19 protein-coding genes are annotated in these 19463 nt (G+C 71.8%); 11 read left to right on the forward strand and 8 right to left on the reverse strand.

All coding sequences use genetic code 11. The features are described 5' to 3' along the window. Positions 1-170: 170 nt before the first annotated feature. Both O7614_RS02190 and O7614_RS02195 read left to right on the forward strand, forming a co-directional pair. Positions 171-650 (forward strand): SigE family RNA polymerase sigma factor, encoded by a 480-nt coding sequence (locus tag O7614_RS02190; RefSeq protein WP_278136830.1) that lies wholly within the window; start codon positions 171-173, stop codon positions 648-650. A 2-nt stretch (positions 651-652) separates the two neighbouring features. After that, a complete protein-coding gene (locus O7614_RS02195; RefSeq protein WP_278142115.1) occupies positions 653-1714 on the forward strand; it encodes an LCP family protein in 1062 nt (353 codons plus the stop codon). A 41-nt stretch (positions 1715-1755) separates the two neighbouring features. Here the strand turns inward: O7614_RS02195 and O7614_RS02200 are convergent, their stop codons facing one another. Then, entirely contained in the window at positions 1756-1968 is a 213-nt protein-coding gene (locus O7614_RS02200) for a hypothetical protein (RefSeq protein ID WP_278136831.1), read from the reverse strand. Positions 1969-2090: 122 nt separating this feature from the next. Here O7614_RS02200 and O7614_RS02205 point away from each other — a divergent pair, with 122 nt between their 5' ends. Then, positions 2091-2474 carry a phage holin family protein gene (locus O7614_RS02205; RefSeq protein WP_269681659.1) on the forward strand — a complete coding sequence of 128 codons (384 nt, stop codon included), beginning with the start codon at positions 2091-2093 and terminating at the stop codon, positions 2472-2474. A 136-nt stretch (positions 2475-2610) separates the two neighbouring features. Beyond that, positions 2611-3636: a class II fructose-bisphosphate aldolase gene (gene fbaA, locus O7614_RS02210; protein ID WP_124771129.1), complete on the forward strand. Its 1026-nt coding sequence runs from the start codon at positions 2611-2613 to the stop codon at positions 3634-3636. Positions 3637-3694: 58 nt separating this feature from the next. On the opposite strand, the gene O7614_RS02215 is transcribed toward fbaA, so the two are convergent. Then, positions 3695-4888, reverse strand: coding sequence for a hypothetical protein (locus O7614_RS02215; RefSeq protein WP_278136832.1), 1194 nt, complete (start codon positions 4886-4888; stop codon positions 3695-3697). A gap of 247 nt (positions 4889-5135) precedes the next feature. On the opposite strand from O7614_RS02215, the gene O7614_RS02220 reads away from it, so the two are divergent. Next, a complete protein-coding gene (locus O7614_RS02220) occupies positions 5136-5564 on the forward strand; it encodes a DUF3151 domain-containing protein (protein ID WP_278136833.1) in 429 nt (142 codons plus the stop codon). 45 nt (positions 5565-5609) lie between these two features. Here O7614_RS02220 and O7614_RS02225 read toward each other — a convergent pair whose 3' ends face one another. Together O7614_RS02225 and O7614_RS02230 are read right to left on the reverse strand one after the other, a co-directional pair. Next, complete coding sequence (locus O7614_RS02225; protein ID WP_278136834.1) at positions 5610-7658, reverse strand: chromosome partitioning protein; 2049 nt, start codon at positions 7656-7658, stop codon at positions 5610-5612. A gap of 93 nt (positions 7659-7751) precedes the next feature. Next, positions 7752-8813 (reverse strand): hypothetical protein, encoded by a 1062-nt coding sequence (locus O7614_RS02230; RefSeq protein ID WP_278136835.1) that lies wholly within the window; start codon positions 8811-8813, stop codon positions 7752-7754. Between the two features lie 124 nt (positions 8814-8937). Here O7614_RS02230 and O7614_RS02235 point away from each other — a divergent pair, with 124 nt between their 5' ends. The 3 genes from O7614_RS02235 (at position 8938) to purD (ending at position 12736) form a co-directional block, all read left to right on the forward strand. Continuing rightward, a complete protein-coding gene (locus O7614_RS02235; RefSeq protein ID WP_278136836.1) occupies positions 8938-10227 on the forward strand; it encodes an adenylosuccinate synthase in 1290 nt (429 codons plus the stop codon). Between the two features lie 211 nt (positions 10228-10438). Next, on the forward strand, positions 10439-11368 hold the full coding sequence (locus O7614_RS02240; protein ID WP_278136837.1) for a type IV toxin-antitoxin system AbiEi family antitoxin domain-containing protein: 930 nt from the start codon (positions 10439-10441) through the stop codon (positions 11366-11368). A gap of 102 nt (positions 11369-11470) precedes the next feature. Continuing rightward, entirely contained in the window at positions 11471-12736 is a 1266-nt protein-coding gene (gene purD, locus O7614_RS02245) for a phosphoribosylamine--glycine ligase (protein ID WP_278136838.1), read from the forward strand. Here the strand turns inward: purD and O7614_RS02250 are convergent. The 3 genes from O7614_RS02250 to O7614_RS02260 form a co-directional block, all read right to left on the reverse strand. Beyond that, positions 12727-14289 (reverse strand): AMP-binding protein, encoded by a 1563-nt coding sequence (locus O7614_RS02250; RefSeq protein ID WP_278142116.1) that lies wholly within the window; start codon positions 14287-14289, stop codon positions 12727-12729. The genes purD and O7614_RS02250 overlap by 10 nt on opposite strands. A gap of 193 nt (positions 14290-14482) precedes the next feature. After that, on the reverse strand, positions 14483-15697 hold the full coding sequence (locus O7614_RS02255; protein WP_278136839.1) for an acyl-CoA dehydrogenase family protein: 1215 nt from the start codon (positions 15695-15697) through the stop codon (positions 14483-14485). A gap of 1 nt (position 15698) precedes the next feature. Then, a complete protein-coding gene (locus O7614_RS02260) occupies positions 15699-16151 on the reverse strand; it encodes an SCP2 sterol-binding domain-containing protein (protein WP_278136840.1) in 453 nt (150 codons plus the stop codon). Positions 16152-16219: 68 nt separating this feature from the next. Between O7614_RS02260 and O7614_RS02265 the strand changes: the two genes are divergently transcribed. Further along, a complete protein-coding gene (locus tag O7614_RS02265) occupies positions 16220-16858 on the forward strand; it encodes a TetR/AcrR family transcriptional regulator (RefSeq protein ID WP_278136841.1) in 639 nt (212 codons plus the stop codon). Here the strand turns inward: O7614_RS02265 and O7614_RS02270 are convergent. Continuing rightward, positions 16833-17498: a VTT domain-containing protein gene (locus tag O7614_RS02270; protein ID WP_278142117.1), complete on the reverse strand. Its 666-nt coding sequence runs from the start codon at positions 17496-17498 to the stop codon at positions 16833-16835. The two genes, O7614_RS02265 and O7614_RS02270, sit on opposite strands and share 26 nt — an antisense overlap. Before the next feature lie 167 nt (positions 17499-17665). On the opposite strand from O7614_RS02270, the gene O7614_RS02275 reads away from it, so the two are divergent. Continuing rightward, a complete protein-coding gene (locus O7614_RS02275) occupies positions 17666-18817 on the forward strand; it encodes a histidine kinase (protein ID WP_278136842.1) in 1152 nt (383 codons plus the stop codon). Continuing rightward, positions 18814-19455, forward strand: coding sequence for a response regulator transcription factor (locus O7614_RS02280; RefSeq protein ID WP_278136843.1), 642 nt, complete (start codon positions 18814-18816; stop codon positions 19453-19455). Before O7614_RS02275 ends, O7614_RS02280 begins: the two co-directional genes overlap by 4 nt. The last annotated feature ends 8 nt before the right edge of the window (positions 19456-19463 follow it).

Below are 19463 nucleotides of genomic sequence, written 5' to 3' on the forward strand. Positions count from 1 at the left end.
TCCAGTTGGGGGATCAGGTGGAGCCTGCGGATCTTAAGGAATCACTAAGGTTCGCCGCCGCCCCCGCCGCCGCTCATCGGCCAAGAGCAACCAAAAGGTTGATCAACGGCACCGCAATGTTCGGTCGGTCCGCTCCCGTCATCTGAGGCAGGAGCCCTCCGGGAGGTGCAGTGAGGTACGAGGAGTTCGCGGACACGCGGCTGGCCCCGCTACTGCGGTACGCGGTGATGCTCACCGGCGATCCGCACCAGGCCCAGGATCTGGTCCAGGAGACCATGGTCCGGGTCCAACTCAACTGGCGACGGGTCGCCCGAGCGGACTCGCCCGAGCGATACGTACGCCGGATGCTCACCAACCAGTACATCGACTGGCGGCGTGGTTCCTGGGTTCGCCGGGTGCTGTTGCGCGGGGAGCCCGACGCGTCGGCGCCGGCGCCCACCGATCACGCCCAGTCCGCCGTGGATCGGGACCAGATCTGGTCCTGGCTGTCCCGGCTGCCGCGTCGCCAACGCGCCGCCCTGGTGCTGCGCTACTACGAAGACCTACCCGACGCCGAGATCGCCGACATCCTCGGCTGTGCCGTCGGGACCGTACGTTCGTCCATCTCCCGGGCCCTGGCCACGCTCCGGGCCGAGTACGTGGAGGCGTGAACATGATCGAGGACGACCTGCGTGCCGCCTTCGCCCGGCACGAGCAGTTGACCCCGTCGACCGGCCCACTGCGGGCCGCGATCGACCGGCTCGCCGCCACCCGCCGCCGCCGTCGGCAGCGGTTCCAGGCCGCCGGCGTGACGGTCGCCCTGCTCGCCGCCCTCGGCGTCGGGATTCCGCAACTGCGACCTGATCGGGCGGTGCAGGGCCCGTTGTTGCCTGAGCGGCCGGCTGCCCCGCCGGCCGGGGCGCTGAACGTCCTGCTGCTCGGGGTGGACGGCTTCGGCGAGGAACCGCCGTACCGGTTGGCGGACTCCATCCTGCTGGTGCACATCCCCGCCGACCGGAGCCGGCCGTACCTCATCTCGTTGCCCCGCGACCTGGAGGTGTCGATCCCCGGCCGGGGGACCGACAAGCTCAACAGTGCGTTCTTCACCGGCGCCGGCGAGCCCCGACCCGACCTGGACGCCGGCTACGACCTGACCCGCCGGGTGGTCGCCGACCTGACCGGGGTACGCGTCGACGCCGGGGCGGTGCTGACCTTCGCGGGGCTACGCCGGATCACCGACGCCGTCGACGGGGTGGAGGTCTGCCTGCCGAACGAGGTCCGGTCCTGGCACACCCGGCGGATCTTCCCGGCCGGTTGTCAGGAACTCGACGGAGCTGCCTCAGTCGACCTGCTGCGGCAACGGCGGTACCTGCCCGACGGCGCGACCGACCGGGACCGTAACGCCCAGCGCTACGTCGCCGGGCTGATCCGAAGGGCGGCCGCTCAGGACGTGCTGAGCAACCCGGTCCGGCTCGCCGCGCTGCTGTCGGCGGCAGGCAAGAGTCTGACCGTCGACGACGACGGCCTACCGCTGACCAGGCTGGTGTCGGTGCTGCCCAGGTTGAAGAGCGTCGACCCGGTGGGGCTCGCCCTTCCGGTGGGGTCTCCGGTGGACGACGCCTCGCGGCTGCCGCTGGACCCGGAGCAGGGCCGGGCCCTGCTCACCGCGCTGGGCGAGGACCGGTTGGCGCAGTGGGTGGACCAACACCCGGACCAGGTCACCCGCTTCCGTTGACGTACGAGGAGTTCACGGAACGAACCGACCCTGCGACGGGGTCAGCGGTAGTCGTCCTCGTCGCCGGTGACCACCCGGGCCTGCTCCATCGCGTCCCAGTCGTCGACCTCCAGGCCGCGGTGCGGTTCACCGTCGACGTCATCGGGGCCGGCGGCGGTGGCCTGCTCGACCGCGTCGGCCGGCTCGGCCTCCGGGTCACGCTCGTCCGGGGCGAGGTGGTCGCCGGGCGTGAAGTCCTCGTCGGGCTGACCCATCGTCCCTCCCGGGGTCTCGGGGCACGGTTCCCACCCACCGTACGGGTTGGGACGGCGCCGCGCCCGGAAGCGAGTAGGCGGAATCAGCCCTGGACGACCCGACCCGATGCCAGGATGGTGCGGTGGGCTTCCTCATCCGACTGGCGATCACCGCGGTCGCGTTGTGGATAACCACCCTGATCGTGCCCGGTGTGGACGTGCACGGCCGCTCGGGTGGCAACACCGTCCTCACCCTGATCGTGGTGGCGCTGATCTTCGGCGTGATCAACGCGGTGCTCAAGCCGGTGATCAAGGTCGTCGGCTGCGTGTTCTACCTGCTGACCCTGGGCCTGTTCGCGCTGGTGGTGAATGCCCTGCTGTTCCTGCTCACCGACCGGATCGCCCGCGGGCTCGACCTGCCGTTCCAGGTGGACGGTTTCTGGGCGGCGTTCTGGGGAGCCATCGTGATGACGGTGGTCACCTGGCTGATCAGCGTCATCGTGCCGGACAACCTGGACCGCCGGTGAGGGGCTGACACCCGGGTCGGTTGTTCCGGCGCACGCCACCTGCGGGATACTGCCGGGCGGAGGACAGCGCGGTCCGGCGCACACGTGAACAACAGCGGCCAGCACGGCCGAGAGTGGTAAGTAAGGAGCGCATCACATGCCCATCGCTTCCCCCGAGGCCTACGCGGAGATGCTGGACCGCGCCAAGGCCGGCCGGTACGCGTACCCCGCGATCAACGTGACCTCCTCGCAGACGCTGAACGCGGCGCTCAAGGGCTTCGCCGACGCGGAGAGCGACGGCATCATCCAGGTCTCCACCGGCGGTGCCGAATACCTCTCCGGCCCGTCGATCAAGGACATGGTCACCGGCGCTGTGGCGTTCGCCGCCTACGCCCACGAGGTGGCCAAGAAGTACTCGGTCAACATCGCGCTGCACACCGACCACTGCCCGAAGGACAAGCTGGACAAGTTCGTCCGTCCGCTGATGGGCATCTCGCAGGAGCGGGTGAAGCGCGGCGAGGAGCCGCTGTACCAGTCGCACATGTGGGACGGCTCGGCCGTGCCGGTAGCGGAGAACCTCCAGATCGCCGCCCAACTCCTCGACGAGGCCGCCAAGGCCAAGATCGTCCTGGAGATCGAGGTCGGCGTCGTCGGTGGCGAGGAGGACGGCGTCGAGAACGCCATCAACGACAAGCTCTACACCACCACCGAGGACGGCCTGGCCATGGTCGAGGCGCTCGGCCTCGGCGAGAAGGGCCGCTACATGGCAGCCCTGACCTTCGGCAACGTGCACGGCGTCTACAAGCCGGGCAACGTGAAGCTCCGCCCCGAGATCCTCAACCAGATCCAGGAGGCGGTCGGCGCGAAGTACGGCAAGGACAAGCCGCTCAGCCTGGTCTTCCACGGCGGTTCGGGCTCCCTGCTGAGCGAGATCCGCGAGGCGCTGGACTACGGCGTGGTGAAGATGAACATCGACACCGACACCCAGTACGCCTTCACCCGGCCCGTCGCGGACCACATGCTCCGCAACTACGACGGCGTGCTGAAGATCGACGGCGAGGTCGGCAACAAGAAGCAGTACGACCCGCGCGCCTGGGGCAAGGCCGCCGAGGCTGGGCTGGCCGCCCGGGTCGTCGAGGCGTGCGAGCACCTGCGCTCCACCGGCACCACGATGACCAAGTAGTTGGTTGAAAGGAAGGGCCCCCTATTAGCACCCGTCTGTTAATAAGGGGCCCTTCCTTTCAAGCGGTCAACAGGCGGACGGCCTCGTGGACGTCGTCGGTGAGGTGGATCGACGCCGAGAGGTCGCCGAACGGGGACGCGGCCAGCAGCGGACGCAGCAACGACTCCACCGGCAACTCAAAGGTCCAGTAGGTGCGGTCCAGGAAGATGTACGCGCCGCTGACACCGTCGGTGCCGTAGTAGGTCTTGGTGGCCGCCTGGAACACCTCCTGCACGGTGCCCGCCCGCCCCGGAGCGAAGACGATGCCTCCCCGGGCGAGTCGCAGGATGGTGTCCTCCCGGATCGCGTTCGAGAAGTACTTGGCGATCCGCCCGGCGAACAGGTTCGCCGGTTCGTGCCCGTACAGCCAGGTCGGGATGGCCAGCCCACCCGCTCGCGCCCAACCCAGGTCGTCACCCCGCTGCCGGGGCACGCCCGCGTACCGCTGCCGGACCGTCAGCGCCGTCGCCGTGTAGCGGTGGTGGTCGGTGAAGTCGGGCGCGGTGGCCAACAGGTCGATCGCCGCCGTCACGTCGGTCGCCGGCCGGTCCGCCAGGTACGCGCCGAGGTTCGCCGCCTCCATCACACCGGGACCGCCGCCGGTCACCACCAGGCGGTCGGCCCGTGCCAGCTGCCAACCCAGCACTGCCGCCATCCGGTACGCGGGACTGCCGCGCCGTACCGCGTGGCCACCCATGATGCCCACCACCGACTGGGGACCGTGTCCGGCCAGCCACGCGCGGGTCGCGTCGGCCAGCGCGTTGTCCACACCGTGATCGTGCAGCCGCTGACCCAGCGCCTCCTTGACGTCCGGCAGCGCGCCGCCGTGCGCTCGGTAGTGGTCGTACACCCGGGTGTCGTACATCCCGGCGAACCCGCCCTCGGCGAACCCGGCGGCCAGGTCCTCCGGGGTGTAGAGGTGCGTCGGCTGGGTCGGGTACGGCAACCCGGAGAACGGAGGCACCACGTTCGCGCCGCGCCGGACCAGGTCGGCGCCGACGTCCCGGGACGCGAAGCGGCAGCCCACGAAGAGGGTGCCGGCGACGTCGATCCCGGTCAGGTCGGGCACCGGCGCGAGGTCGAGCCGCAGGCCCTGCACGGTCAGTCCGGTCAGTCGGCCGGTGGCCAGCTGCCGGTGCAGCTCGTCCGGGGTCTGGATCTCGCCGGCGTGCAGGTGCGGCTCGATGACGTCGGCGGGAGGTGGGGTCGGCACCGGGCCATCCTGCCCCTTTGCCGGGGCCGGTCAAACCTCGGGCCCGGACGGAACGACAGGAGCCCGGTGACCGTGGCCACCGGGCTCCTGCGTTACCGGTTCCTGGGGAGGCTCCGGACCATTAGTTGTAGTGGAAAACACCTGACGGCGGCATAGGCCGCAGGCGTGACCAACTCCTCAGCCGTTCAGCGGAACGTGTCGGCCGACCCGCTCGCGTGTCGCCCTGTCCAGCGGGTTGAATGGGGCGATGCAGAACCTTTTGCCAGAGCCACCGGCTACCCGCCTGCCCGCGAACGACGAGGCCGACGCCGCCCTGGCTGCCGCCGACGAGGCCGGCACCGACGAGGCGTTCGCCGCCGTGGCGGCCGGCTTCCCGACCTTCAGCGCGGCCTGGGCGGAGCTCGCGGCCCGGGCGTTCGCGCAGGACCAGGTGGTCACGGCGTACGCCTACGCGCGCACCGGCTACCACCGCGGCCTCGACCAGCTGCGTCGCAGCGGTTGGAAGGGGCACGGCCCGGTGCCGTGGTCGCACGAGCCCAACCGGGGCTTCCTCCGCTGCCTCTACGTGTTGTCCCGGGCCGCGGACGAGATCGGCGAGGCCGACGAGGCGGCCCGCTGCGCCCAGTTCCTGCGCGACTGCGACCCGGAAGCAGCGGACGCGCTGGCCAGCAACTGACCCGATCCGACGGCCGGCCCGACACCCGGGCCGGCCGTCGGTGGCCTACAGCCCCTCGGCGACCGCCGCGGCGATCTTCAGCCAGGCGTCCCGGGTGGCGGAGGAGAGCCCGCCGTAACGGATCGGCTCGCCCGTGTCGATGAGTCGTTCGTAGGGGGCCAGCAGCACCGCCCGGGTACGGGCCGCGAAGTGCTCCTGGATGGCCGGTAGGTCGATCTCCTTGCGGGACGGCGGCATCGACACCACCGTCACGGCCTGCCGGACCAGCCGTTGCCGGCCGCTCTGCTCCAGGTGGTCGAGCATCCGGGCGGCGGTCTCCGCCGAGTCGTTACGGGCCGACATGGTGACCACCAGTTGGTCGGTGGCGTCCATCGAGGCCTGCCAGTTCTGTGCCCGGACGTTGTTCCCGGTGTCCACGAAGATCAACTTGTAGAACCGACTGACCACCTCGCGGATCTCGGCGAACGCGGCAGCGGTCAACATCTCGCCACCCGTGGCCGACTCGTCCGAGGCCAGGACGTCGAACATCCCCTCGCCCTGTGAGCGCACGTACTGCGACAGGTCGCCGACCCGCCCGTGCGCGCCCTGGAACTGCCCGAGGTCACGCAGCATGTCCCGGACCGTGCGGGAGTGGAAGTCCTGCTGGGCGCGCATCCCCAGGGTGCCCTGGGTCTCGTTGTTGTCCCACGCCAGCACGTAGCCACCGCGCTTCTGGCCGAACGTCATCGCGAGCAGCAGGATGGCCACCGTCTTACCGGCACCGCCCTTCGGATTGACCACGGTCACCTGCCGCAGCCCGCCGAAGTTGCGGCGCACCATCTCGATGTCCCGCTTGAGTTCCTGCTCGTGCCGGCCCGGGGAGAGCCGGAGCAGGCCCATCTTGTTGACCACCGCGCGTACACCCATGGTCGCGACCGGGTCGGCGGGCCGCACCTGCCGGCGTCGGCTGAAGTCCTCGGCGGTCGGCACCGGTGTGGACTCCGGAGTCCAGCTCGCGTCCGGGTAACCGGTGGTGTCCGGGTAGCCGGTGGCCGGCACCCGGGTCACTCCCTCGGCCTCCTGGTAGGGCTGACCAGGCGGGGCGCCGGGCGTGCCCTGTTGCCACGGCGGCGGGTACCAACCAGGGGAGGGCGGGTACGGCCCGGGCGGCGCGGCCGGCTGAGGAGCCTGCTGCGGCGGGTTGCCGAACCGGGTCAGGTCGGGCGGGGGCGGGATCGACGCCGGGCTGACCTGACCAGGGATCGCCGGGCCGACCGACGGCCCGGCCGGATCGGGGCCGGCGTGCGTGACCCCGGGATGCGGCCCCGGCGGAGCGGGGATCGGGGGCGTCGTGGCGGCGGGTTCGTCGTGGGACGGTGCCCCCGCTGGGCGTTGCGGCGGGTACGCCCACGGCGACTCGTTGGCCGGCCGTCCCGCCGCCGCCACGGCGGACGCGTCGTCTCCACTGCCGTCAGCCGAGGGCGCCGGCGCGGTCGGCGGGGAGTCTGCCGGCGCGCGACCGGTGGCGCTGCCGCGGCCGGCGGGCGTGTCAGCCCCCGCAGGGCCGGCTGGCGTGTCAGCCCCCGCAGCGCGGTCAGTGGATGTGCCAGCCGCGGTGGGGCGGTCCAGGGTGAAGGGCAGGTCCAGGTCGACGCCGCCCGGGACGACGTCGTTCGCGGGAGGGTCGCCCGCCTGCGGCGTGCCATCGGTCCCCGGCGGCCCGGTTGGCGTCGACGCGGCGGGCGGATCGGCCGGTGGCGGCCAGCTCGCCTGCGCAGGCGCCCATCCCGACCCTGCGCCTGGGCCCCACGCCCCGGGCGGTGGAACGGCACCGCTGAGCGACGGGTAGTCGGACGGGGACGGGGGTGGCAGGGGTGCTGCCCCGGGCTGGCCGGGGACCGGAGGCCGGTTGATCGGCGGCGCGGCCACCGGTGGTGTCACCGGTCCGGACGCGACCGGCGGCGGCGCGGTGCGCTGCTCGGCGACCGCCGCCCACGGTGGTACGACCTTCCCCGCGCCCTGGTCGGTCGGATCCGGTGGCCAGAGTGGTTCGATGTCCCGCTCCGGCACCGGCTGCTGGCCGTGCACCTGTGCCCGGTCGGCGTTCTCGTCCATTACGGCCCTCCCCAGTCCTCCTGCGAGGATAGGCGCAACCACCCACGGAGGGCGGTCGGCGCAGCCGAGGTCGGCCGCTCTACCCGGCCGAGGTCAGCTCGACGACCAGACTGCCCAGGCGCCCGGCTCGACCCACCAGGAACGCTTCCGGGTCAGCTCGCCCTCGACACCATCGTCGAGGTACGGCACCTTCCCCTCCCGTGGCAGCACCGAAACCGCCCGGCCACGGGCCCGCCGGACTTCGAGGCGTACCCGCTTGCGACCCAACGCCGAGCGGACGACCACCGGCACGGCGACCGCGACCTCGACCAGGCCGTCGGCCGGGTCCGGCGCGGTCAGCAGCGTCACATCATCGAGCGTCGCGTACCCGCCGGCGTTGCCCACCGCGCAGGCCAGCAGCGGTTCGTCACCGTCGCTGAGGATCGTGTCGTCCACCTCCACCCGGGCACGCCACTGCAGCGGCCGGCCGGCGTCGTCGGCTGCGCCGAGCAACGCGCCGTCCAGCGTCACCGAGCCGGCGTCGTTGCGCAGCAGATCCAGTCGGCGCGGCGTGCCGTCCAGCACCGCAGCGGCCACCGCCGCCGGGTCACGGGGCAGCCCGAGCTGCGCGGCCAGGTCCCGCTGGGTGCCACCACGGGCCGGATCGAGCGGGAGTACGGCCACCGGCGGCAGGTCGGGCAGGGTCCGGTCACCGGGCAGATCAGCCGGACGCCGGCTCGGCGCCGGGGCGTACCGCCGCACCAGCCGACGCAGCACGGCGCGCAGCTGCCCGTCGCTGGCCGTCGCGACGACCAGCCGGGTCTTGCCGTCCGGATCCGGCCAGGTCAGCCCGTCCGGGCGGGGCGGACCGTCGAGCCGGGCCAGCACCGCGTCGATCTCCGCATCGGAGCGGGCGGTGACCATCTCCACCCGGGCGCCGCGCGTGTTCAGCGCGTCGGCGCAGGCCAGCACCGGCACCCGTGGGCGCTCGGTGGCGCAGCGCTCGGTGTCACCGACCGCCTGACCGGTGTCGACCTCGCTGTTCGGGCCGGTGTCGGTCTGGCGGGTCGGAGCGGTGTCGGCCTCGGCCGCACCGCCGCAGCAGGCCCCTCCGCTGCCACAGCCCCCGGGAGCATCGCGCTCCGAACCGAGGGTGAGCAGCACCACGTCGTACACGGAAGGAGCCTCCTGCCTCTCGACGCGACCCCTGCCGGCCGCGCCGTCACTACTTGTTAACCTGACACCCCGGGCTCGCCAACCGGTCGCCACCTGGCACCCGAGCCTTCTGGAGGCGGAAAAGATGCCAGCGATCGTGCTCCTTGGCGCTCAGTGGGGCGACGAGGGCAAGGGCAAGGTTACCGACCTGCTGGGTGAGCGGGTCGACTACGTCGTGCGCTACTCCGGCGGCAACAACGCCGGCCACACGGTGATCACCCCGGACGGCCAGAAGTACGCACTGCACCTGATGCCCTCCGGAGCGCTATCACCGAACGCGATGATCGTCATCGGCAACGGTGTGGTGGTCGATCCGAAGGTGCTGCTCGCCGAGATCGACGGCCTGGCCGAACGCGGCGTCGACGTGTCCCGGTTGCGGATCTCCGGCGACGCGCACCTGATCATGCCGCACCACCGGGCGTTGGACCGGGTGATCGAGCGCTACCTCGGCTCGTCCCGGATCGGCACCACCGGCCGGGGCATCGGCCCCGCGTACGGTGACAAGGTCGCCCGGATCGGCATCCGGCTGCAGGACCTGCTCGACCCGGGCATCCTGCGCAAGAAGCTGGAACTCGCCCTGCGCGAGAAGAACCAGATCCTGTTCAAGGTCTACAACCGCAAGGCGATCGACCTCGAGGCGACCGTGCAGGAGTACCTGGAGTACGCGGAGCGGCTCAAGCCGTACATCGCGGAGACCCGGGCGATGCTCTGGGACGCCCTGGACCGGGACGAGACGGTGCTGCTGGAGGGCGCGCAGGCCACCATGCTCGACATGGACCACGGCACGTACCCCTTCGTGACGTCGTCCAACCCCACCGCCGGTGGCGCGTGCGTGGGCGCCGGCATCCCGCCGACCGCGATCAGCAAGGTGATCGCGGTGAGCAAGGCGTACACGACCCGGGTCGGTGCGGGGCCGTTCCCGACCGAACTGTTCGACGCCAACGGTGACCACCTGCGCAAGATCGGTGCCGAGTACGGCACGACCACCGGACGGGAGCGCCGGTGCGGGTGGTTCGACGCGGTCGTCGCCCGGTACGCCTGCCGCCTCAACGGCGTCACCGATCTGGTCATCACCAAGCTGGACGTGCTCACCGGCATGCCCAAGGTGCCGATCTGCGTCGGCTACGAGATCAACGGCGTGCGGGTCGACGACATGCCGATGAGCCAGACGGACTTCCACCACGCCAAGCCGGTCTACGAGGAACTCGACGGCTGGTGGGAGGACATCACCAAGGCCCGCACGGCCGAGGACCTGCCCGAGAACGCCCGCCGCTACATCGCGCGGATCGAAGAACTCTGCAACGCCAAGGTGAGCGTCGTAGGCGTAGGCCCAGGCCGAGACGAAAACGTCATCCTGAACCCCCTCCTCCCCTAACCCCCCACCCCCCACCCCCACCCCCACCCCCACCCCCACCCCCACCCCCCACCTCCCCTCCGCGTTGATCATGAAGTTATTGCCACGACACGCCGACACGACTGGCAATAACTTCATGATCGACGCGCACTGATCGCCTGGTTATCCACAGGGGCGAAGTGGTTGTCCACAGGGGACTGCTTCAGGTTGCGGGTTGGGCCAGGGTGGCCGGGTGGACGCGTTGGATGTGGTGCGGCGGGTTGCTGCCGTGCGGGACGGAATCGTGACTCTCGGGCAGGCGCGCGCGGCCGGCCTGACCACGCATGAGGTGCAGCGGCTCTGTCGGGCTGGACGCTGGCGGGCCGTGGCGCGTGGCACCTATCTGGTGGACGCTGACCTGTACGACGGAATCCCACGAGCGGCGCGGATCAGGGCTGCGGTGGCCTCCTTCGGGCCAGCGGCAGCCGCTGTGCTCGCAACGGCTGCCGAACTGCACGGGCTGGCCGGTCTGCGCGCAACTGACGTGATTGACCTGTCGGTGCCGGGCCCGATCGCCAGGCCATCCCGGCTCGGCCACCCGGAGGTGGTGGTCCATCAGTTGGTCATCAAGCCCGAGCAGCTTGTCCGGGTGAACGGAGTCACCGCTACCGACCCGCTGCGAACCCTTGCTGACGTGAGCCTGCGGGTCGATCGTTTTTCGGCGGTGAGCGTGCTGGATTCGGCGCTGAATCGTCGGCTCGTGACGACCGATGACCTGCTTTCCGTTCAGCGGCTCATTCGCGGACGGCGCGGTGCGGTCGCGGCACGCGGCTATCTCAGCGAGGCCGATGGCCGTTCACAGTCCCCGCTTGAGACGCGGACCCGACTGCGCTGCGTGGACGGGAAAGTGCCACCCGACGCACTGCAACTTGAGATCCGCGATGAGGACGGCTACCTGTTGGGGATCGGCGATCTCGGCTGGCGTGGTCCCCAGGTCATCGCCGAGGCCGACGGACGCGGCCCACACGGTGCCCCGGAGGCCGCCTACGCCGACCGTCGCCGCCAGAATCGCCTGGTCAACGCCGGCTGGACCGTCCTCCGCTTCACCTGGCAGGACACCCTCCGCCCCGATTACATCCCCTGGACGGTCCGCCAAGCGATCACGGTCGCCCGGCGCCGGTGACCGCCACGGCTGATCATGAAGTTACTGCCATGACACGCCGCGGTGGAGGGCAATAACTTCATGATCAACGGCAGGGTGAGGGGGGACAGTAGGATCTCGGGGGTGCGGGTTCTCTTGGTGGGTGGTGGCGGGCGGGAGCATGCGCTCGCGCTCGGGCTGGTGGCGGATTCGGGCGTCTCTGCGCTGATTGCCGCGCCGGGCAATCCGGGGATCGCCAGCGTGGCTGAGCTGCGGGCGGTCACTGCGACAGATCCGGCGGCGGTGGCGGCGTTGGCCGTGGAGACCGCGGCTGACCTGGTGGTGATCGGGCCGGAGGCGCCGCTGGTCGCCGGGGTGGCCGACGCGGTCCGCGCCAAGGGCATCCCCGTGTTCGGCCCGTCCGGTGCGGCCGCCCAGCTCGAGGGCTCCAAGGCGTTCGCCAAGGACGTGATGACCGCCGCCGGCGTACCGACCGCCCGGGCGTACGTCTGCACGGACGACGAGAGCACCGCGCGGGCGCTGGACGAGTTCGGCGCCCCGTACGTGGTGAAGGACGACGGGCTGGCCGCCGGCAAGGGCGTGGTGGTGACCGACGACCGGTCGGCCGCGCTGGCGCACGCCCGTGAGTGTGGACGGGTCGTGGTCGAGGAGTTCCTCGACGGCCCGGAGGTCAGCCTCTTCGTGGTCACCGACGGCGAGGCGGCGCTGCCGCTGGTGCCGGCACAGGACTTCAAGCGGCTCGGCGACGGCGACACCGGGCCGAACACCGGCGGCATGGGCGCGTACGCACCGCTGCCCTGGGCGCCGGCCGGCCTGGTCGACGAGGTCATGCGGGACGTGGTCCACCCGACGCTCGCGGAGATGCGTCGCCGGGGCACCCCGTTCGCCGGTCTGCTCTACGTCGGGCTCGCGATCACCGCCGCCGGCCCGCGGGTGATCGAGTTCAACGCGCGCTTCGGCGACCCGGAGACCCAGGTGGTGCTGGCGCTGCTGGAGACGCCGCTGGGCGGGCTGCTGCACGCGGCTGCCACCGGCACGCTGGCCGCGCACCCGCCGCTGCGGTGGCGTGACGGCAGCGCGGTCACAGTGGTGCTCGCCTCCGAGGGCTACCCGGCCACACCACGTACCGGCGATGTCATCACCGGCGCGGACCGGCCGGGCATCATCCACGCCGGCACCGCCCGCCGGGCCGACGACGGCGCGTTGCTCTCCGCCGGCGGTCGGGTCCTCTGCGGTACGGCCACCGGCGCCGACCTGGCCGCCGCCCGGGATGCCGCGTACGCGCTGGTGGACGGGGTGGACCTGGTTGGTTCGCAGCACCGCACCGACATCGCCGCCACCGCGATCGAGGGCCGGATCACCGTCCCCGGCGGGGCACCTCAGCCGTAGTAGCGGCGTAGTTCCCGGGTGAGCACCTTGCCGGTGGCGTTGCGGGGCAGGTACTTCACGAAGATCACATCCCGGGGCACGCTGAACCGGGCCAGGAAGTGCCGGACGTACTCGCGTACCGCTTCGGGGTCGAGCGTTTCGCCGGGGTGCAGGGCGAGAAACGCGGACAGGCGCTGGCCGTACTCCGGGTCGGGCACTCCGATCACGGCCACTTCGCGAACCTGGGGCAGTTGGGCGAGCAGGTCCTCCACCTCGGAGGGGAAGACGTTCTCCCCACCGGAGACGATCATGTCGTCGGCCCGACCGTCGACGAAGAGCAGGCCGTCGGCGTTGAGCCGGCCGAGGTCGCCGGTGTCGAGCAGGCCGTCGTGGGTTTCCCGGCTGGCACCGGAGGTGTAGCCCTCGAAGAGCATCTCGTTGCCGACGAAGATCCGCCCGACCCGTCCGTTCGGCACCGGCTGGCCGTCGTCGTCGAGCATCTCCAGCCGGGTGCCGTGCGGTGGCCGGCCGGCCGTGGTGGGTGCCTGGCGCAGGTCCTGCGGGTCGGCGATGGACGCCCAGGAGACCTCGGTGGAGCCGTAGAGGTTGTACAGGACGTCGCCGTAGACGTCCATGAACCTCGGTGCGAGCCCGCCCGGCAGGGCCGAACCGCTGACCGCGACGACAGTGAGCGGGGGACGCGGGTCCGGCGGGGGCACCTCCATCAGCCGCTGCACCATCACGGGTACGGCGAACAGCGCGTCGCACCGGTGCGCCGTCAGGGCGGCGAGTGTGGCGGCGGGATCGAAGCGTCGGTGCAGCACGATGGTGGCGCGCAGTGCCAGGCACACCTGGAGAGCGGCGAACCCCCAGGTGTGGAAGATCGGCGCGGCGATCATCACCCGGTCCCGGGCGTGCAGGGGAATGCGGTCGATGATGGACACCAGCGGGCCGAAGCCGCTCGGTGTGGGCCGGCGAGCGCCCTTGGGCGTACCGGTGGTACCGGAGGTGAGCACGATGATCCGGCCGTCGCGCTCCGGCGGGTGCAGGTCACCCGGCAGTGCTCCGGCGACCAACTCCTCGCGGGCGCGTTCGTCGAGCCGGGCAAGTTCGGCGGGGAGACCGAGGATCCGCTCGGCGAACTCGTCGTCGTGCACCAGCAGGCGCAGCCGCTGCTCCTCGGCGACGGTGCCCAGCTGGGCCGCGGAGAGCCCGGTGTTGACCAGCACCGCGTCGACGCCGAGCAGGGTGGCGGCGACGATCGTCTCGATCAGACCGTGGTGGTTGCGGCAGAGCACGCCGATCCGGTCACCCGTCTGCACGCCGAGCCCGGCCCGCATCGACCGGGCCATCCGCTGCGCCCGGTCGAGCAGGTCGTGGTAGGTCAGTTCGACGCCGTCCTCGTCGATCACCGCAGTTCGGCCGGGGTCCCGGGCAGCGGCCTGACGCAACTCGCCGGCCAGGCTCCATCCCCACGTACGCAGGGCGTTGAGCTGCGCGGCGACCCGGATCGGGCTGCCGGGGGTCAGCAGCCCGCGACGGGTCAGCGTGGCGACGACGAACGGCAGGTCCATGCCGCAGACCTCCTCAGGGTGGTGCTCGGACGGGCGGCGCGGCTCCCCGTCCATCAGGGCTTCTTCCTTGATCATGCACTGGGCGCGGCTGAAGACCCAGTCGGCGTCGGCGTGGGGTGATGAAGACGGCACGGATCGTGGGGTTTGCGGCCGGGTCGGCCCGACCCTCGCGTTTGTGGGTCGGGCCGGCGACTCAGCGGATCTGCATCCCGGAGATCGCCCGGGAGATGACCAGTCGTTGGATCTCGGAGGTGCCCTCGAAGATGGTGTAGATCTTGGCGTCCCGGTACCAGCGTTCGACCGGGTGGTCGCGCAGGAAACCGGCGCCGCCGAGCAGCTGCACGGCCTTCTCGGTGACCGACACGGCCACCTCGCCGGCCTTGAGCTTGGACATCGAGCCCTCGCCCGCGGTGAACGGCCGGTTGTTGCGGCCCATCCACGAGGCCCGCCAGACCAGCAGCCGCGCCGCGTCGATCTCCATCCGCATGTCGGCCAGCGCGAACGCGACAGCCTGGTTCTCGATGATGGGCCGTCCGAACTGGACCCGCGACTTCGCGTAGTCCAGGGCGTACTCGTAGGCGGCCCGGGCCACGCCGAGCGCCTGCGCGCCGACCGTGGGTCGGGACAGCTCGAAGGTCCGCATGGCGGCCTGCCCGCTGGCCCGTTGACCGGAGCGGGCCCGGTCGAGGCGTTCCAGCAGGGCGTCCCGCCCGCCGAGCAGGCAGCGGCCGGGCACGCGTACCCCGTCGAGGAAGACGTCGGCGGTGTGTGACGCGCGGAGGCCGAGTTTGCGCAGCTTGCGGGTGGCGGCCAGGCCGGGGGTGCCGGGCGGTACGACGAACGCCGCCTGGCCCCGGGAGCCGAGCGTGGGCTCGACCGAGGCGGTGACCACGTGCACGCCGGCGATTCCGCCGTTGGTGGCGTACGCCTTCTGGCCGGTCAGCACCCACTCGTCGGTGGCCTCGTCGTACACCGCGCGGGTGCGCATCGCGCCGACGTCGGAGCCGGCTTCCGGTTCGCTGGTGCAGAAGGCGGCGACGGCTGGCGAGTCGGCGTCACCGAAGCACTGCGGCACCCATTCGACCATCTGGTCCGGGGTGCCGGCGCCGTAGATGGCGGCCACGGCGAGGGAGGTGCCGAAGAGGGAGAGGCCGATGCCGGCGTCACCCCAGAAGAGTTCCTCGCTGGCGATCGGCAGGGAGAGCCCGGTCGGGTCGGCCCAGCAGGTGGCGAGGAACTCGAAGCCGTAGAGGCCGACCTTGGCGGCTTCCTGGATCACCGGCCACGGGGTGTCCTCGCGCTCGTCCCACTCGGCGGCGGCCGGGCGCACGACCTCGGCGGCGAAGCCGTGCACCCAGTCGCGTAGATCCCGCTGTTCCTCGTTCAGGTCGAGCGAGAACTCAGCCATGTCAGGCCTTGGGGATGTCGAACAGGTTGGCGATGTTGGCGGCGAGGCCGAGGTCGCCCTTGGCCTTCAACTTGCCGGTCATGAACATCATCACCGGGTTGGCGCCACCGGAGACGATCTTCAGGAACTCGACCGGGCCCATGGTGAGGCTCAGCTTCGGGTCGTGCTGCGGGGTCTCGTTCACGACGCACGTGCCGTCGGCGATGACCACCTCGTAGGTGTCGCTGCCGCCGTCGGGGCGACCGGTGATGATCCAGTGGATGACCGCGTTGGTGGAGCCGGCCCGGTCCGCGCGGAACAGCGACGGCATCCGGCCGAACACCTCACCGAGGATCTTGCCCCGCATGTCACCGGACATCACCTGGGCGATCTTGTCATCCGGGGTGGACTTGACCAGCTGGGCGAACTCCTTGGGGCCGACGTTGGCGAAGGTGGCCGGGTCGAAGTCAGTCATCAGGTGCGCCTTCCGGAAGTTTTGGCTACTGGCGCGTAACCCTACGCACGAGTAGGTATGCTCGCAAGGTGTCCACCGTTCCCGCCTTCAAGCGCCTGCCACGCGCCGTGCGTGAGCAACAGATGCTCGACGCGGCCGTGAAGGTCTTCTCCCGACGCGGCTTCCACGCCGCCAGCATGGACGAGATCGCGGAGGACGCCGGCATCTCCAAGCCCATGGTGTACGCGTACCTCGGCACCAAGGAGGAGCTCTTCGTCGCCTGCCTGCACCGGGAGGGCACCCGGATGATGCAGGCCATCGCCGGCGCCGCGGCTCCCGACCTACCCGCCGACGAGCGGCTCTGGCGAGGGCTGAGGGCCTTCTTCGGCTTCGTCGGCGCACACCGCGACGGCTGGGCGGTGCTCTACCGGCAGGCCCGGGGCGAGCAGCCGTTCGCCGGTGAGTTGGCCACCATGCGCGCCCGACTGGTCGAGGTGGTCGCCGGGATGCTCGACCACGCGCTGCGTGCCGAGGGCCGGGAGATCGCACCCACCGACCTGGAGGTCGTCGCGTACGCCCTGGTCGGCGCGACCGAGTCGCTGGCCGACTGGCTCGCGGACCATCCGGAGGCCGACCCGGAGAAGACCGCCACCCGGATGATGAACGTGGCCTGGCTCGGTGCCGCCCAGCTCCTGCACGGTGTCACCTGGCGTCCGCCGGCCGGCTGACGGCCCCGGTCGAGAGACTGTCGGTGCCCGGATCGGCCCGCGCCGCGCGGCGGCGGTTGCGGAGCCAACGGGCCACCTCGACGACCACCGTCACCGTCAGGGCGAGGCCCAGACCGAGCAGGAGACCACGCAGCGGGTCCTGCTCGAAGGCCAGCCCACCCAGGTAGCCGACCAGCGCCGAGTAGAGCCCCCACGAGCCGGCGGCGAGCGTGTCGAAGGCCAGGAACCGTCGCCGGGGATAGTGCACCGCACCCATGGTGAGGGTGACCGCGGTCCGGCCGCCCGGAACATAGCGGGCCACGGTGAGGATTAGACCGCCCCGGGTGGCGATGCCCCGACGGGCCCGGTCGATGGCGGCCCGCCGTCGACCGCCGGGCGGCAGCCGGTCGAGCAGCCGTCCCCCACCACCCCGCCCGATGGCGTACGAGACGTGGTCACCGACCAGCGCCCCGGCGGCGGCCACCAGGATCACGGCCGGCAGGTACGGCGCTCCCGAGGCGGCGAACACCCCGGCCGTGATCACTGCCGTCTCGCTCGGCACCACCGGGAAGAAGCCGTCGAGCACCGCGATGGCGAAGATCGCCAGGTACACCCAGGGCGAGGACATCGTGTCGTGCAGCAGGTCCAGCAGATCCATGATCCCGATGCTGGTGCGCCCGGCGGTGGCCTACATCGGCCAGTGGTCAGGTGGACGCCACTACTTAGGTAGTGACAGTCCCCGAGGGCGGGTAGGGGTCTTCCCCCACCGCGCCCCGGTCCGGCGGCGCGGGGCGGCCCGATCCGTCGGCTGAGCCCTACGCTCGCTGGGTGGCCTTCAGCGCCGTCGCCCTCCGGCGGGTCGTCCAGCCGTACGCCCCGCTGCTGCTCGCCGTCCTGGTAGCCGCGGCCGTCTGGGCCAGCGCGACAGGTGACATCGGTGTCCGCTCGCCGCTGCCGGGCGCGGTAGTGCTGCTGATCGCGCTGGGCTCGGCGTGGGCCGCCGGCACGGTTCGCACCCGGCGCTGGCCGTTGTTCCTGGCCGCGGCGGTCGGCTGGTTGGTGCTCGCCGCGGCGGCCGCCGGGGTGCTGGCCTCGTACCAGGCCGGGCTGCGGTTGCGCGGTCGCCAACTCGCCGGCTACCTCGCCGGTGCGGCAGTGGTGCTGACCGGTGGGGTGCTGGTCGGGCTGGCGGTGGGTGGCGTACGCCGGATCACCACCGCCAGCACCGGCAACGTGCTGCTGCTCGCCGCCTGTCTGGTGGGGCTCCCGTTGGTCTTCGGCCTGTGGGTGCGGGCGCGCCAGGACACCCTCGCCGCGCTGCGGGACCGGGCCGAGCGGCTGGAACGCGAGCAGGAGGCCCGCGCCGACCGGGTCCGCGCCGAGGAGCGGACCCGGATCGCCCGGGAGATGCACGACGTGGTGGCGCACCGGGTCTCGCTGATGGTCGTGCATGCCGGGGCGCTGGAGGTGACCGCCGCGGACCCGGCGACCGTCGAGGCCGCCGCGCTGATCCGGACGACCGGCCGGCAGGCGCTCACCGACCTGCGCGAGGTGCTGGGCGTGCTGCGCCAGGCCGGCCCGGCCGTGACGCCGGAGCGAGGGCTCGACACGTTGGACGAGTTGATCGGGGAGTCCCGCGCCGCCGGGCTGCGGGTGTCCCGGCAGGACGAGGGTGCGCCGACGGTGCTACCGGCGACGCTGGGGCGTACCGCGTACCGGGTGGTTCGTGAGGCGCTGACCAACGTGCGCAAGCACGCGGCCGACGCCGAGACGACGGTCTGCCTGCGCTACCTGCCCGACGGGCTGGAGGTGGTGGTCCGCAACGGCCCGTCCGCGGGCGGGTCGGCGCTGCCCGGTGCCGGGCAGGGCCTGCTCGGGCTGCGTGAGCGGGTGGAGTTGCTCGGCGGCCGGTTGGAGGCGACTCCGGTGGACGGCGGCTTCCTGGTCCGGGCCCTGATCCCGCTGGCGGGCGCGGCGTGATCCGGGTGGTGGTGGTCGACGACGAGCAGTTGGTCCGGGCCGGGCTGCGCCTGATCCTCGAAGCGGCGCAGCACATCACAGTCGTCGGTGAGGCGGCGGACGGCGCCGGCGCGCTGGAACAGGCCCACCGGTTACGCCCCGACGTGGTGCTGCTCGACGTGCGGATGCCGGGCGTCGACGGCCTGACCGTCGCGCCGGAGCTGGTCGCCGCCGGCCCGAAGGTGATCATGTTGACCACCTTCGACCTCGACGAGTACGTGCACCGGGCGCTGCGGGCCGGCGTGGTCGGCTTCCTGCTCAAGGACACCCCGCCCCGCGAGTTGGCCGCCGCCGTCCGGACGGTGGCGGCCGGGCACGCGATGCTCGCCCCGGCGGTGACCCGGCGGCTGATCAGCTCGTTCGCCGACCGTGGTCCGGCCCGACGGGATGCGGCTCGCCAGCGGCTGGCACCGCTCACCGCACGGGAGTTGGAGATCGTGCGGGAGGTGGCTCGCGGGCACGGCAACGCGGAGATCGCCCGGCGGCTGACGATGAGCGAGGCCACCGTTAAGGCACATGTCAGCCGGGCGCTGGCGAAACTGCACGCGGGCAACCGGGTGCAGTTGGCGATTCTGGTGCACGACGCCGACCTGCTGTGACGGGTACG

This window comes from Micromonospora sp. WMMD961, from assembly GCF_029626145.1.
Lineage (GTDB): Bacteria > Actinomycetota > Actinomycetes > Mycobacteriales > Micromonosporaceae > Micromonospora.